General features: G+C 35.2%; 10 protein-coding genes. 6 read left to right on the top strand and 4 right to left on the bottom strand.

Annotation, left to right across the window (positions count from 1 at the left end; genetic code table 11):
• The first annotated feature begins 233 nt into the window (after positions 1–233).
• The 4 genes from QP953_RS05430 (at position 234) to QP953_RS05415 (ending at position 5,778) form a co-directional block, all read left to right on the top strand.
• Entirely contained in the window at positions 234–761 is a 528-nt protein-coding gene (locus QP953_RS05430; RefSeq protein ID WP_052594411.1) for a C40 family peptidase, read from the top strand.
• 43 nt (positions 762–804) lie between these two features.
• On the top strand, positions 805–1,827 hold the full coding sequence (locus QP953_RS05425; protein WP_309554219.1) for an alpha/beta hydrolase: 1,023 nt from the start codon (positions 805–807) through the stop codon (positions 1,825–1,827).
• 317 nt (positions 1,828–2,144) lie between these two features.
• On the top strand, positions 2,145–2,630 hold the full coding sequence (locus QP953_RS05420; protein WP_156039685.1) for a hypothetical protein: 486 nt from the start codon (positions 2,145–2,147) through the stop codon (positions 2,628–2,630).
• A gap of 190 nt (positions 2,631–2,820) precedes the next feature.
• A complete protein-coding gene (locus QP953_RS05415) occupies positions 2,821–5,778 on the top strand; it encodes a TonB-dependent receptor domain-containing protein (protein ID WP_309554218.1) in 2,958 nt (985 codons plus the stop codon).
• Between the two features lie 116 nt (positions 5,779–5,894).
• Here QP953_RS05415 and QP953_RS05410 read toward each other — a convergent pair whose 3' ends face one another.
• The 4 genes from QP953_RS05410 to QP953_RS05395 all read right to left on the bottom strand — a co-directional run bounded on the left by QP953_RS05410 (position 5,895) and on the right by QP953_RS05395 (position 12,482).
• Positions 5,895–7,559 (bottom strand): OmpA family protein, encoded by a 1,665-nt coding sequence (locus QP953_RS05410; RefSeq protein WP_309554217.1) that lies wholly within the window; start codon positions 7,557–7,559, stop codon positions 5,895–5,897.
• Between the two features lie 296 nt (positions 7,560–7,855).
• Positions 7,856–10,246, bottom strand: coding sequence for a carboxypeptidase-like regulatory domain-containing protein (locus tag QP953_RS05405; protein WP_052594421.1), 2,391 nt, complete (start codon positions 10,244–10,246; stop codon positions 7,856–7,858).
• A gap of 429 nt (positions 10,247–10,675) precedes the next feature.
• Positions 10,676–11,359, bottom strand: coding sequence for a hypothetical protein (locus tag QP953_RS05400; protein WP_309554216.1), 684 nt, complete (start codon positions 11,357–11,359; stop codon positions 10,676–10,678).
• Positions 11,352–12,482: a tetratricopeptide repeat protein gene (locus QP953_RS05395; protein ID WP_309554214.1), complete on the bottom strand. Its 1,131-nt coding sequence runs from the start codon at positions 12,480–12,482 to the stop codon at positions 11,352–11,354. Before QP953_RS05395 ends, QP953_RS05400 begins: the two co-directional genes overlap by 8 nt.
• 245 nt (positions 12,483–12,727) lie before the next feature.
• Between QP953_RS05395 and QP953_RS05390 the strand changes: the two genes are divergently transcribed.
• The gene (locus QP953_RS05390; protein ID WP_309554212.1) at positions 12,728–13,654 is read left to right on the top strand and encodes a sterol desaturase family protein; all 927 of its coding nucleotides are present in this window, start codon (positions 12,728–12,730) and stop codon (positions 13,652–13,654) included.
• Positions 13,655–13,845: 191 nt separating this feature from the next.
• Positions 13,846–14,868, top strand: coding sequence for a hypothetical protein (locus tag QP953_RS05385; RefSeq protein WP_063833051.1), 1,023 nt, complete (start codon positions 13,846–13,848; stop codon positions 14,866–14,868).
• Positions 14,869–15,023 lie beyond the last annotated feature (155 nt).

Raw genomic sequence — 15,023 nt, 5'->3', positions numbered from 1 at the left:
TAGCATAATAGTTGCAAAGTTAACAACGTTAGAGGATTGTATCATCACTCCATACAGACTAAAACAATGCTTATAGACATAAGAAAAGCGATTCGGAGAGGCAATACCGAATCGCTTTCTGTAACAACACAAAATATTGTTTTGCATTGTGTAATAACCCTTTTAACTAACCTAATAAAAACTTGCTTTTTAAACAGCTACAACCGTGCCAATTAGGCATAAAAAAAATATCTATGCAAAAATCAATCATCAATTTGTCTATTTTTTTAGTTTTAGCCTTAGCTTTGGTTAATTCTTGTCAATCTACTCGTTCTGCTTCTACAAGTTCTAATAGCAAAAAAGTTTCTGCTGAAACGGCATTAAGAGAGAGTTTAATTAAAGATGCTGAGAAATATAAAGGGGTTAAATACAAATATGCGGGCAAAGATCCTAGAGGATTTGACTGTTCTGGCTTTACTTCTTTTGTCTGTGCAAAACACAATATCAAACTATCTAGTAGTTCTACTAGTCAATCCAAACAAGGAACTGAAATTGCCATTACTAAAGCTAAACCTGGTGATTTGTTGTTTTTTGGACGCAACGGTCGAAATGGGAAAATACAGCATGTAGGTATTGTCTATAAGAATAATGCCGATGGACTTTATATGATTCACAGTAGTAGCAAACGAGGTATTGTTATTGATAGTGTCACCGATTCTAAATACTGGAAGCCCAAACTGTTGTTTGCTAAAAATGTATTGCCTTTAAAAGGGAAATCATAAACTCAATAGCTATCTAACTTTCTTTACTACTAACAACTGTATCATGGTGCTTTTTGATTTTGTTTTTTATGCCCTTCTTTTTTTTACTGGCATTGGGAGTTATAAAATTATTCGATCAGCGCCAGCACAAAACAAGTTTATAAAGCTGCTCAAATTGCTGTGGGTACTCTGGACTGCTTCTCTTTGGGTCGGTCTTATCCTACAATGGGTTTTACCTAAAGGTTCTAAATATCAAGAAGCCGTACACTTGCCCCGTCATTTGTGGATACTAGATCATGGTTCCTTCAAAGATGGGCATTCCAAACAAAAGATAGCCTATGGTCAACATCCTAAGCAATACTACCATTACTATCCTGGTTTAGAGACTAGTCCAAAAAAAAATACAATCATTATCTACTTTCATGGCGGGGGGTGGTGCTTGGGTAGTCCAGATCAACATCGGTATTTAGCACACCTATTGCAACAAGAAGGATATAGTTTAGTTTTTCCTGCTTATCGCTTAACTCCAGCGTTTGGCTACAAAGACCTGCAAGCAGACGTTAACCATGCTGTACGACATGCCTTAAATTTTGTAAAACAACAAGGGGTTGAACAACCTAAAATTATACTAGGCGGCACCTCTGCTGGAGGCAATTTGGCTAGTTTATTCGCTTATGACGAAAATAGATGGTCAGCAATAGACCTAGATCGATCTATTTTAAAGGGCGTTTTCAGTATTGTTGGAGCACTTAATACAGCTGCTATGGAGCAAACCTATACCTTACTAGATTATACCGGTCCCATTGATAGCCCATCTTACCAATTAGCCAATCCTCTTCATTGGATCAGCCCACAAGATACCTTTCCTTTTTTATGTTTACATGGCAAAAAAGACGGTTTGGTTGCTTATAAAGCGGTAGAAGAGTTTTGTAAAAAACTGAACCATACCGTCCCCAATATGTTACAATTCAAGACGTATGAAACAGCTACTCATATTGAATTAGGAGCTGCTTGGTATTATAATTCCGAAGCAAATTTGGGACAAGATACGGTTCTAATTAACTGGTTAAATACCGTTTCTAGATAATTCCTATAAACTAATGATAATTAAATTACTGACCTCTTTAATTTTGCAAATACTAGCTTATTAACAAAATAAGTAAGTGGGCAGAAAAAAATATAGCTAAAAAATAGACTTATTTTTAGTGCTAATTGATGAACGCAGTGACCACGTAGTAGCAGCGTAGCTAACTATTGTTAAAACTCAATGCAACCAAAGACACAATACTGATTATCAACTACACAGCGCTTACCAAGTCATCTAATGCGATTTTAAAGCAGACGAATACCGTTAAACAAAGTTAAAATTTGCTTCTAGGATTTTTTTCTACTATATTTGTTTGTATGACAACGACAAAACATAAAATAACAGCCTTCTCATTGGCTTTTTTAGTTCTAATTTCAACGACTGGAATTGGGCTAAATATTATGTTATGTAATTGTACGGGAGTCCAATATCTAGCTATTCTAGCTTCTAAAATGAATTTAGAGTGTTGCAAAGAAAAACTAGCTGCTGCCAAGAAAAATTGTTGCACAAACTCTAAAACTATTCAGCAAGATAATTTTGACTCGCCTACTATAATGGCAGAAAAAGAGTGTTGTTCTTCTTCTTTTAAATATGCAAAAGCAAATATTAATTTAGAGCTTGTAAAAGAAATACCACTACCTACCACAAGTTTTGTTCACACATTTTGGGTACCTAGTAAGGTACTTCCATATACAGAACCACTTTTACTTCCTCAAAATGTTGCTTGTAGCAATACATCTAATAAAGCACCTCCCCGATTTAAAGAATCAATCTTAAATTGGTTTCAAGTCTATCGTTGCTAGAGATATATTAACAATTCTTGCTATAAAAAACTTTTTTTATAGCCATCCCACGTTATTAATATATTATTAACCACATCTACACTCCTCTATTCTTTTATCAGAAAATATTTTTTATCAAGGAGTTAGATCAACTTAGGCGTACTATTTTCAAGAATCCAGTAGTTTAGCCTAAATTCAATTTAGCAACATCATGCACTACTTATTATTATCATGCTGGATAACATTCTTTGCATTTATTTCTCATCACACTGCTTCTGCTCAAGAAGACCCTATGCGCTTCTCAGGAATGGTGGTTAACAAAGCCGATGAGCCTCTTATTGGCGCAACAGTAAACTGGGTTAATACCACTATTGGTGGTGTTACAGATATAGATGGTTGGTTTGATATTCCTAGGTTAGATAGTACCAATTCGCATATTTTAGAAATTAATTATGTCGGTTACGAAACCGTTCAAGTAGAGATTCTTCCAAGCGAAGAACGCCTAAAACTCGTTGTTGAAGATAATACAACTCTTGAAAATATTGTTGTCGAAGCCAAAGAACGAAGTAGTTTTACCTCTACCTTAGACCCCATTAATTTAGAAACCATTGGAGCAGGCGAATTGCGTCGAGCAGCTTGCTGTAACCTTTCGGAAAGTTTTGAAAACAATGCTACTGTCAATGTCAATTTTAGCGATGCTATTACAGGTGCCAAAGAAATTGAGATGCTAGGGCTTCGGGGTACTTACACACAAATGCTTATCGAAAACCGCCCCTCGTTCAACCGTCTTGGTCGCGCTTATGGTTTAGAGTACATCCCAGGAACATTCATTGAAGCCATTCAAATTTCCAAAGGAGCTAGTTCGGTCCGTAATGGCGTGCAGGGCATCACAGGTCAAATTAATACAGAACTCATTAAACCTTACAAAGCACCGCTTTTGTTTCTAAATCTATTTGCTAATTATACGGGACGGGTAGAATTAAATGCTCAGTTCAATTATAGAATTACCAAAAATTGGAGTACAGGTTTGCTCATGCATGGCAATTATTATGGAACTGAAATTGATTATAACAAAGATTCATTCCTTGATATTCCACAAAAAAAGCAAGTTAACATCATCTCTAGATGGGTTTATAAACCCGAATCTTTGCATTTTGAAATCAACTTTCAAGGTATTCTAGATAGTCGCGTTGGTGGTCAAACTCAAAGTAGTTTTCAAAAAGTATTTGACCAACCTGCTACTCGTTTGTATCAAGTCAATAGTGAAATTCGCCGTCTTGGAGTATTTGGAAAACTCGGCTACTTTGGTTTTGATAATCCCAAACAAAGTATTGCTGTTGTTTACGATGCCAACATACATCAACACAACTCTTATTTTGGAAGTAAAAAATATACTGGTTTACAAAAACGCTTGTATGCTAATTTTGTTTTCCAGACCAATTTGGGCAACACTGGATTACACAATTTAAGCACTGGTTTGAATTATGATTTGATTGATTTCAAAGAGCAATTTGTTGATATTAATAACGATCGAACAGAGCACCTTGCAGCTCTTTATGCAGAATATGATTTTACCAAAAAATTTAATGAAGAGAAAGGCACTCAATTTGGTTTAATCTTAGGAGTTCGTTCTGATTTAATACACACACAACAGTATACCAAGTTTTATCCTTCTCCTCGCTTGAATCTTAAGTATAATTTCTCAGATGATATGGTCATTCGCGCTTCGGCAGGACGAGGAGTTCGCACAACGAACTTATTGATTGAAAACTTAAAGTTCATGCCGAGTTATAAGGAGTTTTCTGTCTTGGAAACCATCCTACCAGAAGTTGCTTGGAATTACGGTGTGAATTTTGCTTGGAACCTCAAGATAAGTCCCAAATTAGAAGGTAGCTTAAATGTTGACCTTTACAGAACAGACTTTGAAAATCAATTGATTGTAGATTTAGATTCTGATCCTACTTATACTCGCATACAATTCTACAATTTGAACGGAAAATCTTTTGCCAACAGTATTCTGATTAGTTATACCCAAGATATAATAAAAGGCTTAGAAGCTAGAGTAGCCTATAAATTTAACGACGTTAGAATGACTTATGGCACTGTACTACATCAAATGCCTTTGATGCCACAACACCGAGGGCTTATTCATTTAAACTATACCACTCCCAAAAAAGATTGGGAATTTAACGTGACCCTAAATATTATTGGTTCACAACGTTTGCCACATTTACACCCTCCTTATGGTGATAACTTGCCTGCCTACCGTTTTCAAGAATATAGCCCCGCGTATGTTCGTTTAAATGCTCATATTTCTAAGTTTTTCAAAGGAGGCTGGGAAATTTATATTGGAGGTGAAAACCTAACCAATTATACACAAGAACAACCAATTTTGGGTTATCAAGATCCCTTTGGAACATCTACGACCAACAGCTATGCTAAATTTGATGCTACATCTGTTTTTGCTCCTGTCTTTGGTGCCCAAGTGTATGCTGGTGTCAAGTATACTTTTGAAGGAAAAGAACGCTTTGCTCCTGTCAATTCATGCTCTAGTATACCTACTATTTCAGAAAATACAATACCGACTAAAGAGGATTGGATATTAGACGAAAATCAGCAACGAATAGCGATTAAAACGTCATCTCAGTGTGGCTCATGTGAAGAAATTATGCAAAAAGCATTATTTAATCTAGCTGGTATCGATCAAGTTAGTTTAGATATAGAAACACAAATTTTAACCGTTATTTATCACCCTAATCAAGTTGAGGTCTCTGATATTCGAAATATAATTTCAGAAGCAGGTTACGATGCCGACCATGTAAAAGCAAATCCTCAAGCACACGATAATTTGCCTGGTTGTTGTCAACAAGATGGAGGGCATAGAGATGGTAAAACTAATTATACCTTAACAACTGCCGTTATTCAAAGTTCTAATCAATGTGGTATGTGTACCATTAAAATTAGTGAGGCTTTATTTGCCTTCGATGGCGTAAAGAATGTATCTGCTGATGAAGAGAAACATACTGTAACCGTCCAATTCATTGAGCAGAAGATTAACCTTCAAAAAATAAAAAAGGCAATTACTAAGGTTGGTTATGATGCTGATAATCTAAAAGCAAACAAAGCAGCTTATGATAAGCGACATGGTTGTTGTAAAAAAGCAGAGTAAAACATAATTACTACAATAGTTACCTAAGTTATTCGTGACCATTCTTACCATTGAAATAAAAATCCCCATCCAAAAATATCGGATGGGGATTTAAAAAATATGAACTGTATGGATTATTATTTACATTTTGTAAACTGAGCCTCACTAAAGTCCTGAACTTTGTTGAACTTCACTCTTCTCATAACATACATATTGGCTGCTTTTTTATATTTCAATTCAGAAACAGCAGCTTCTTGGTATAATTTGAATTTTGGTTTTGTTGAGTTTTGAACATAAACAACCAAATCACCTACATTGTCTGTGTCATAAATTACATACTCTTTAGGTCTAGTTTTTCCTTTACGCTCAGCATTCTTAGCTTTATAAACCTCACCTGTTTTCTTATTTCCAATAAATACAACAGACTCTTTCAACAAACGAACTTTTAAGATCCACTTATCTTCTTTTTTAGGTTTGCCTGCGCCAGAATTCCAATCTCCAACTTTGTAAACTCCAGTAGAAGGAACATCGTAAACAACATACTCACAGTTAACAGAACCTAAACAAGGAGTTGGAGCAACAATATTATCTGCATATTTAGCATACCCTTTTGTATGTCTATCTCCAACTAAGATAACAGGCTGGTTCAAATCTTTTAAAGATTCTTTTTTCAAATACAAACGAGTTGTTTTGCTACCTGGTGCTGTTTCAGATTTGATAATAATATTTTTCAAATCTTTCATTTTATGTTTGTTTGGGAACCAATCGCTTGTTGCGATACCATACTCAAATTGCTCACAAACATCCAAATCTTCTTCTTTGTTATTATCATCAATAACAGTAACACCATCTAAGCTAGCGTACGTACCATCTTCAAACTCAGCAACAGTTTGTTCAGCACTATAACGAATGTTAGCAGCTGTCAAGTCAGGTCTGTCTACACCAGAAAAAGCATCACCATTACAATCTTCTTCACACTCTCTTTGAGTAGCACAAGCACAGTAACCACTATTCATCCAGTCAAAGTCATAAGTTTTGCAATCTGCACCATCTGTTACTTGACAAGGTTTGCCAGTGTTTTTCCATACGATTTTACCACCTTGATCTACACCTTCGTAGAAAGTATATCCTTCTTTAGGCTCGTTCACCAATGGTAATTTAATTTTTACTGCTTTTTTAGCAGCCAATTCAGCGCCTTCAAAAGTTGCTTTGAAGTGTACAACAGAATTGAAGTATAATTTGCGCCCTTCTGTATCTTCAATAGAGATATTGTTTGTTTTTAGCACTTTAGTGTTATCGAAGTACTTCAACTCGAAACTAGATTTTTTAGTTTTTGTAGGTTTGTACGTTCCTTTTTCAATAAAAACTTCTGCACAATCGTTTTTGATTAAAGTATCTCTATCATCATCTTCCAAATAAAAAAGAACGAATACACGACGGTTTTGCTCTCTATCATCATATTTTTGTTCTTTTTCACCATAGAAAAACAATTCTGTTTTTTCTTGGTAAGCATCCCCTAGTGTCTTTACATATTCGAATGCTGAATTAGCACGTCTCTCAGAAAGTCCCATATTATAATTATCAGACCCCAAGTCACAAGTATGTCCAGCTACACGAACCTTTAATATTCTTTCTTTATTTTTCTCAAAAGCAGCTGTAATGGCTTCTGTACTTTCTTTTAACAAGTTAGCCTTGTCTAATTTAAAAAATACTTCCATACTATCTTTGATGGCTTCCTCTTGACCAAAAGAAAAGTTAGCACAACAAAGTATTAGGAAACAGCCTAAAAATAACTTCTTCATTTTAACAGTTTTTATTATTAGATAATTTGGTGGCGAATATAATTGTATTAGAACAAGGGTATTTTTTAAATTTACTTAATTGTATTTGGGTTTACAAATGTCATATAATTGCAAAAATATCTGTTGAAATTGAAATATCCATAAAACTTACGATTAATCTAAGTAAAAACTAAGATTTTCTTTATAAATCGGTACTTATTCTTGTTTTTGTTAAAAAAGTTGTTCAAAAAAAAAGCTAGCGACCCAAATCACTAGCTTTTTTTTCATATTTTTTAGCTTTTCAAATCAACTTAATTTTAAAATTTCAAGTTAATATTTAAGGCTGGCATAATAGGAAGTTGGTTGATTCTCTTGTACTCAATGCGATCAAAGTAGAATATATTTTCTCTATTGTAAACATTGGTAACACTTACTCCCAATGTCAATTTCATATGCTTGATTAAATCCAAAGTATATTTGATAGAAATATCCAATCGGTGGTAAAATGGTAATCTACCTTGATTGATTTCTTCTTCATAAACAACTCCTAAAGTGGTGTTAGGGTTAGTATTATCTGTCAAATAATTGGTACCTATCCCATCTATAAAAGACTGATTAGCATAAAAACCCTGTGTTCTAGTAAAAGGAAATCCTGATCCTAAATTCCAACGAATGCCTATTTCAAAAGGATACTCCGTGCGTTTTTGAATTTTATCATCATCTGATGCAGGTTTTTTCTTGCCAATTCTAAACTGATATGCTCCAACAAAGTTCACATTGTGACGGCGATCAAAATGGGCAAAGAAAGATTGTACCCCGTCATTTCTAGTCACATAACCCAGTGAGTAAGAAGCGTACAAGTACAGTTGATCCTTGTCGTAAGTTCCAGAAAAGTCAATTCCGTAAGCATCTCCTGTTTCAGCCAAAAAGTTCTTGCCAATATCTCCAGCAGCTCTATTTCTATTCAAAGAAACAATTTGAGGAAAGTATTTATAATAAGGTTCTAAATTCAAAGTCAAGTACTTACCTAAATCCAATTCAAAACCAGCTATAGCATGAATAGAGGTCTGCAAACGACTTTTCATTTTTTCATATACCCTGTCACCATTTTCGGTCACACTCAAGCGGTATACGTTATCATCTGGTGCTCCCAAGAAACCTACAAAAAGATTGACTACATCGCGCTCATCTACAGAAGAAATTAAGTTTTGAGTATAAAATCCTCCTGCCGCTTTGAAACGCAGATAGTCGGTAATATTCCATTTTAGACCAAGTCTAGGCTCAATTTTAACTTCTCCTAGCGAAGCATAAGCCTGCATACGCACACTTGGTTCGATGACCACAGGACCAAATCGTCCTTGAAAATGACCATAGACAGCCGCTTCGATATTTGTTTGAGGAGCATTTTTGTCGCCTTGTGTTATAGCAGTATTATTTCCCAATGAATACTCAAAAGAAGTCGACAAACTATTAATTTCTACTCCAAAGTTAAACACTCTTGATTTAGGCAAGTAATAACTTACATTTAAGTTTGCGTTAAAGCTACCAACATCACTTCGACGTACTTTACTAGTTGCTCCCAATTCATTAAACTCCGATCCATAAATAGAATATGCAATAGTTCCATTCAAAGCCAATTGAGCTCCACCTGGCACAATTCTAAAATCGACACCTCCACCTGCTGCATCCCAGTCATAAGCTGCCAAACCATCAAAACGCACATTATCAGAATGATAAAAACCAAAAACATTGACTCGGCTACCATTGTTGGTATTAAAAGAAATCTTGGCATGTCCATCCGTAAAATTGTACGGCAGTACACCTCCTTCGTTCGCATAACTATATAAGAAAGGCGATGTTTCTCTTAAGTAAGAATGTTTTACCGTCATTAGAAACGAAATACTAGAACCTGTCTCTTCGCTCAACTTGACAATAGGTCCTTCAAAAATCCCCTTGGCAACAAATGGATTGACATTCAACATCCCTGCAAAGCGAGTTTTATTCCCTTCTCGTGTTTTAATATCAACTACTGCAGACGAACGACCTCCATATTTGGCACTAAAACCTCCCGTATAAACATCTGCACTACGAATAATATCTGTTTCAAAAACAGAGAAAAACCCGATAGAGTGAAACGCATTAAACAATGTCATTCCATCTAGCAAAATTCTATTTTGCACAGGAGCACCACCACGTATATACAACTGCCCTCCTTGATCTCCTGTCGAAACAATACCAGGCAAAACTTGTAAATATTGAGCAAAATCGGCTTCTCCCCCAGCAGCTGGAATACGGTTAATTTCTTTAGGAGTGATTCGAACCAAAGAAACAGCCACATCATTTTGTCGTGCTGTTTTGTCGGCATCTACTTGTACTATATCAATTACATCGGTACTCACCTCTTCCATCAAAAGGTTTTGGTTCACCATTTTAGAACCAATAGATACTTCTATGGCTATAGAATCATAGCCTAAAAATGTTCCTTTCAAAATGTAATCCCCAACAGGAACTCCGGTAATATTATAATCCCCATCAATGGTAGTCGATGAAGCGTAAGTAGTACCATCTAAGTAGATTACAGCTCCAATTAGAGGTTCTCCTGTTCCTTTATCCAATACGGTTCCACGGATACCACCTTTTTGCGCTGTTGCCAATTGACTTAGCAGCAAAAATAGGACTACCAACAATACATTAAATTGTAACTTCATTATTAAACTTTTTTAAACCAGCCAACAATTAAAAGGATTGCAGTTGGGGTTGCGCCCCTAAAACGTTGACATTTAGTCTTATATTAAAAATAGTTTTGTACTAATTTCCTACCTGCTAAAAACTACGTTGACTGCTTACTTTTTTAGTACGCACACCAATTTCAGTGAATGGCAGTTTAACTATATTGCTTGTTGCTACAAGAAACCCTGCCCATGTAAACTTATGAAGTAATATTTAGCAGGTTATTAGCCTGCAAAAGAGGTCAAAACCCTCATTTTATTGGCTTTGGCGTGAAGTTATGCTTTTTTGGCTTATGTAGAAAACATAAAGCAGACTAAATTTCTCGATTTTGTACTCTTGAACCCTTCTTTATTCTTTATTGCAGTTCGATTCTAAATTTATCACAGCACAATTTTTTTCTAAAGCACCTACCGCTTTTTTCTCTTTTCTTTCTCTCTTTTTTCATAAGCCTTCACCCACGCTTTTCTTTCTTTGTTGCTAATTGCATTTAATTCTTCAATCAAAACAATTTCTTTATAAAAAGGATATTTTTGAGTCACCACATCGTACAATTCTATATCTTTCCAAACGATCTCTACCACTGTGTTTTTATAAGGTTTGATACCATTCATAAAACGAGTAGAGCCATCAAATTCTCGAAACCAGATAAATTCTAAAGTTTCGTTATCTTCTGTCAAAATAGTAATGATAGGAAACTGTTGATTGGTATTAAAATCATAGAGAAGTCCAATATTAGAATGCTGTTCTTGTTTTATTTCCTTGATTTGCTCTTTTCCCATTTGCTTGGCAAATTTTCGAAAGCCTGTACAGTTTTTGAGTAGGTATTGATGCATTTTTTGCGCCACCTTTAACATTCCTCCACTATCCTCCAAACTCGTATTATTCTCCTTTAAAACACCTGTCAAGTTGGTATATAAGGCTTCTTCTATACAGCTATCTGCTTTGGTAGAAAGGTATTCTTTGTCTATTTGTAAAAAGTCAATCGCATCAAAACAGGCGCAAGCTTTACCAAAAGCTTCCTCAGTTGCTGGTATTTGTCCTAGCAACAACATAGGGCAAAGAATTAATCCTATGACAAAGCACTTACTCATCTCGTTGTTGTGTCACTTTATAAACGTTTTTGAGTTCCTTATTCAGTTTTTGGTAACGGTCGCTGTCTCTTCCTTCCAATCGTTGAACAATACCTTTTGCTTTCAAATATAACTTGGCAGCTTCTGAACTATCCTCTATCAACATATAAAAAGCAGCTAGATCAGCCAATGCGTCCGAAAATGCGAGACTCTCTGTACCGTGTATTTGTTCTGCATTTTGTAAGAGTTTGGTATAAATTAATTTAGCACCTGTGTATTCTCCTATTCGAACATAGATAGAAGCCAAATTATAAGCTAGAGGAAGATACAAATCGGTTCCTCTAGTCAAATCCATTGTTGCCAAGTACAGCTGTTCACCTTTTTTATAGTTTTCAAAATCTTCAAAAACACTAAACAAACTATACATATCCGTAACAATTTTATCAGAGATAACACCACCAGAACTATTCAAAACATATTGCACCGTTTTAGACGTTTCTCTTAAAGCAACCTCGTTTGTCAAATCATAAGCTTGTTGAGCTCCAATGGCTTTATATGTAGAAGCTAGCGTGATTAAGCTACGTACTAAAATAATTTTCACATCCAAATAAATACGATACGCATTTCTTTGTCGATCTCTATCTTTGATCGCATCAATCGATCGATTAAAATCTTGAATAGAATAATAACGCTGATTAAGTGGATTCTTTATTTTAATGTTTTTAACTTCCCAACATAACTTTTCAGTTTGCTCATAGTTTCCAAGTTGCATCTCGGCATCTGCCAAATGCGACAAAGTGGAAGCATAAGTCAACGATTGTTTGCCATAAATTGTCGCTGCTACATCAACTAGTTCTTGTCTAATTTTCTGAGTCAAACTCCAATCTCCTGCTGCTGCGCTTGCTCTTGCGGTTTTGGTCAACACCAACCCATACACCGATTCCTTTCTATGATAACGCTCTTTTGCCAAGTTCATCATTTCCAAAGCATAGGGCAAAGATGCTGCATACATACGCTTTGTATGGTAATTATCTACTGCTTCTGTCAACTCCTCCCAAGACAAGTCACTAATATTCCCCTCTTGCCCACGCAAACAAAAAGGAAGTGCCACACAGGCACATAACAAACTCAAGGATAACAACATGATAATTTTTTTTACACTAAAATACGATGTTTGTAATTTGGGGAGTTTTTCTATATAAATATTCAAAAAACATATACTTTTATCCAAAAAAGGATTATGCTCTATTTCATAATAATGTCTAATATACTAGTTCTATTGCATTTTTAAGCAAAAGTGTATCTATTAAACGACATTTTAGCCTTATCTTGCATACCATCTCGATTTATATAAAAATAGTCTACTTACAAATACATTTACCAAAAATCATGTGGGAGTCCATTCAAACCATCTTAAATTTCAAAAACCCCGTTGCCTATGCCATTCCATTTTTTGCTCTATTCATAGGAGCAGAAGTTTATTTGAATTACCGAGAACGTTCTGACAATTATCAACTAAAAGATTCGGCAGCTAGTATTTCGATGGGGGTTGGCTCTGTTGTTATTGATATTTTAACTAAGTCAGCCGCATTTTTTCTCTTTAATTTTATTTATGTCAATTATGGCTTATTCAATGAAGCACTAAGTTATACCCTTTTAGGTTGGGTCTTGTTATTCTTTTTAGATGACTTTACCTTTTACTGGCATCATCGTTTTTCTCATCAAGTGCGCCTGTTGTGGGCAGCGCATGTCAACCATCATTCGTCGCAACATTACAATTTAAGTACTGCTTTGCGTCAAAGTTGGTCTGAGCTATTTTATAAATACCTTTGGTTCCTTTGGCTACCATTTTTGGGTTTTCCACCATTGATGATTCTAACGCAGATTTCAATTAGTCTAATTTATCAATTTTGGATACACACCAAACACATCAATCGTTTTCCTACTTGGTTTGAATTTATTTTTAACACTCCTTCTCACCATCGTGTCCATCATGCAAAGAACATCATTTACTTGGATAGAAACCATGCGGGTATTTTAATTATTTGGGACAGAATGTTTGGCACTTTTATGGAGGAAGATCCCAATGAGCCTGTGATTTATGGCATTACCACCAATATCAACACATACAACCCACTAAAAATTGCTAGCCATGAATTCATCAATCTTGGCAAAGACATTTACAAAGCTCCAACCTTTGTAGATAAGTTAAAATACATCTTTTTACCTCCAGGTTGGAGTCACGATGGAAGTACCATGACAGCTGATGAAATGCGGGCAGACTGGGAACAGCAACAGAAAAAAAATACGCCTTAGAAATAAAACAATAGTTAGTTGCGATGCTACTAAAATAACGTCCACAGAACTATTTATATCGCTTAGAATGTTAAGAGTATAGCCTATCTACTTGTTAAATGGCTTCACACTACGAATAAAATTATAACTTCAGTGGTAGAAGTTCTTTATTGGTAGCAACAAACGATGGTATTAAAACACAATCTACTATTATGAATGCACTCCTCCTTTCAATGTCTTGGGGAGAATTTTTAATTGACGTAGTTCAGCATCCTCAGAAATATGTTTTCTGGCTTATCGTCTTTCTAATTGTTCTCTTCCTTCTTTCTAGATTGAGAAATATCATGGAAGAACGTGGTGTAAATAGAGCCATCTATATCTCACGTGGATTTGTAGGAACATTTATTGCATTTATTGTCACCCCTGTTGTCTTTTTTATTATTCTCAATCTTGTAGCTATTGTACACGGCGTCAATACGATTGACATTAGTTTTTTGGCCAAATGGATTGGATTGACCTTAACTTCCTATTGGTGGCTTTTGAAATGTTTTTTTGGCAGCGAAAGTTTATCTGGTGCCACAGAAATCTATAGTTTAGATGCCATTATTAGAATTTTTTGGGTGCTTCTACCCTTTTCTATTATATGGTTCAGAGTATCCAGTTCAAGGATTGGTAAATTATTTCTTATTCCGTTAATTATTGGTGTTTTTGTGATTACCCGATACAAAACAGCTCCTCCAACATTTATTACAGAAGACCGAGAACTTGTCAATAAAATACCAGGATTAAATTGGTTTACAGATCAAGCGAATGGTAACAGTGCTGCCAATGCAGAAAAACAGTTTTTGGATGCTTCTAAACGAAAAATCATTGCTGGAGCTTTAGCACTCGTTATTATTATTGGATTTGTGGTTGGTTTGTACTTAGAATATAGAGTTATTGGGCTTCTTGTTACCTTAATTGGATTGTTAGGTTTTCTGCTCATGGCACCACACGAGAAAGAGAAGGTTATCCCTCCCTCACATCATCGAGATTATCATATGAATATTGATAGTTTAATCTATCAAATGGATAGTCTCTATGCGATAGATCAAAAAAGTATCGAAGTTTATAATATTAGTATGAAAATTAGTTCTGCTTATCAAGCAAGGATAGATGTAGGAGATATGATTCGTTTTCCAGATACACTTTGTGTCAAATACGAATCGTATTTTTACGATTGGTGTAAAGAATAAATTTTGAAGCACCTCCATAGACCTTTCTGATAAGATTGGAGGATTCGCTGTTTTTTTGTACATTTACTTTATACCTACTCTACACGACAGTTTATTAGAAGCTTCCATCAAATGAGCTTTATGATGCTATTTATAATCATACTTAGCGACACTAT

It is taken from the genome of Aureispira sp. CCB-E (genome assembly GCF_031326345.1).
Taxonomy (GTDB): Bacteria; Bacteroidota; Bacteroidia; order Chitinophagales; family Saprospiraceae; genus Aureispira.
Note: the sequence above shows the minus strand (reverse complement) of the source record. Positions and strands in the feature narration are given on the sequence as shown.

Coding starts and splice junctions, on each gene's coding strand:
- QP953_RS05430 (WP_052594411.1), top strand. CDS start 234: ATGCAAAAATCAATCATCAATTTGTCTATTTTTTTAGTTTTAGCCTTA.
- QP953_RS05425 (WP_309554219.1), top strand. CDS start 805: ATGGTGCTTTTTGATTTTGTTTTTTATGCCCTTCTTTTTTTTACTGGC.
- QP953_RS05420 (WP_156039685.1), top strand. CDS start 2,145: ATGACAACGACAAAACATAAAATAACAGCCTTCTCATTGGCTTTTTTA.
- QP953_RS05415 (WP_309554218.1), top strand. CDS start 2,821: ATGCACTACTTATTATTATCATGCTGGATAACATTCTTTGCATTTATT.
- QP953_RS05410 (WP_309554217.1), bottom strand. CDS start 7,559: ATGAAGAAGTTATTTTTAGGCTGTTTCCTAATACTTTGTTGTGCTAAC.
- QP953_RS05405 (WP_052594421.1), bottom strand. CDS start 10,246: ATGAAGTTACAATTTAATGTATTGTTGGTAGTCCTATTTTTGCTGCTA.
- QP953_RS05400 (WP_309554216.1), bottom strand. CDS start 11,359: ATGAGTAAGTGCTTTGTCATAGGATTAATTCTTTGCCCTATGTTGTTG.
- QP953_RS05395 (WP_309554214.1), bottom strand. CDS start 12,482: ATGTTGTTATCCTTGAGTTTGTTATGTGCCTGTGTGGCACTTCCTTTT.
- QP953_RS05390 (WP_309554212.1), top strand. CDS start 12,728: ATGTGGGAGTCCATTCAAACCATCTTAAATTTCAAAAACCCCGTTGCC.
- QP953_RS05385 (WP_063833051.1), top strand. CDS start 13,846: ATGAATGCACTCCTCCTTTCAATGTCTTGGGGAGAATTTTTAATTGAC.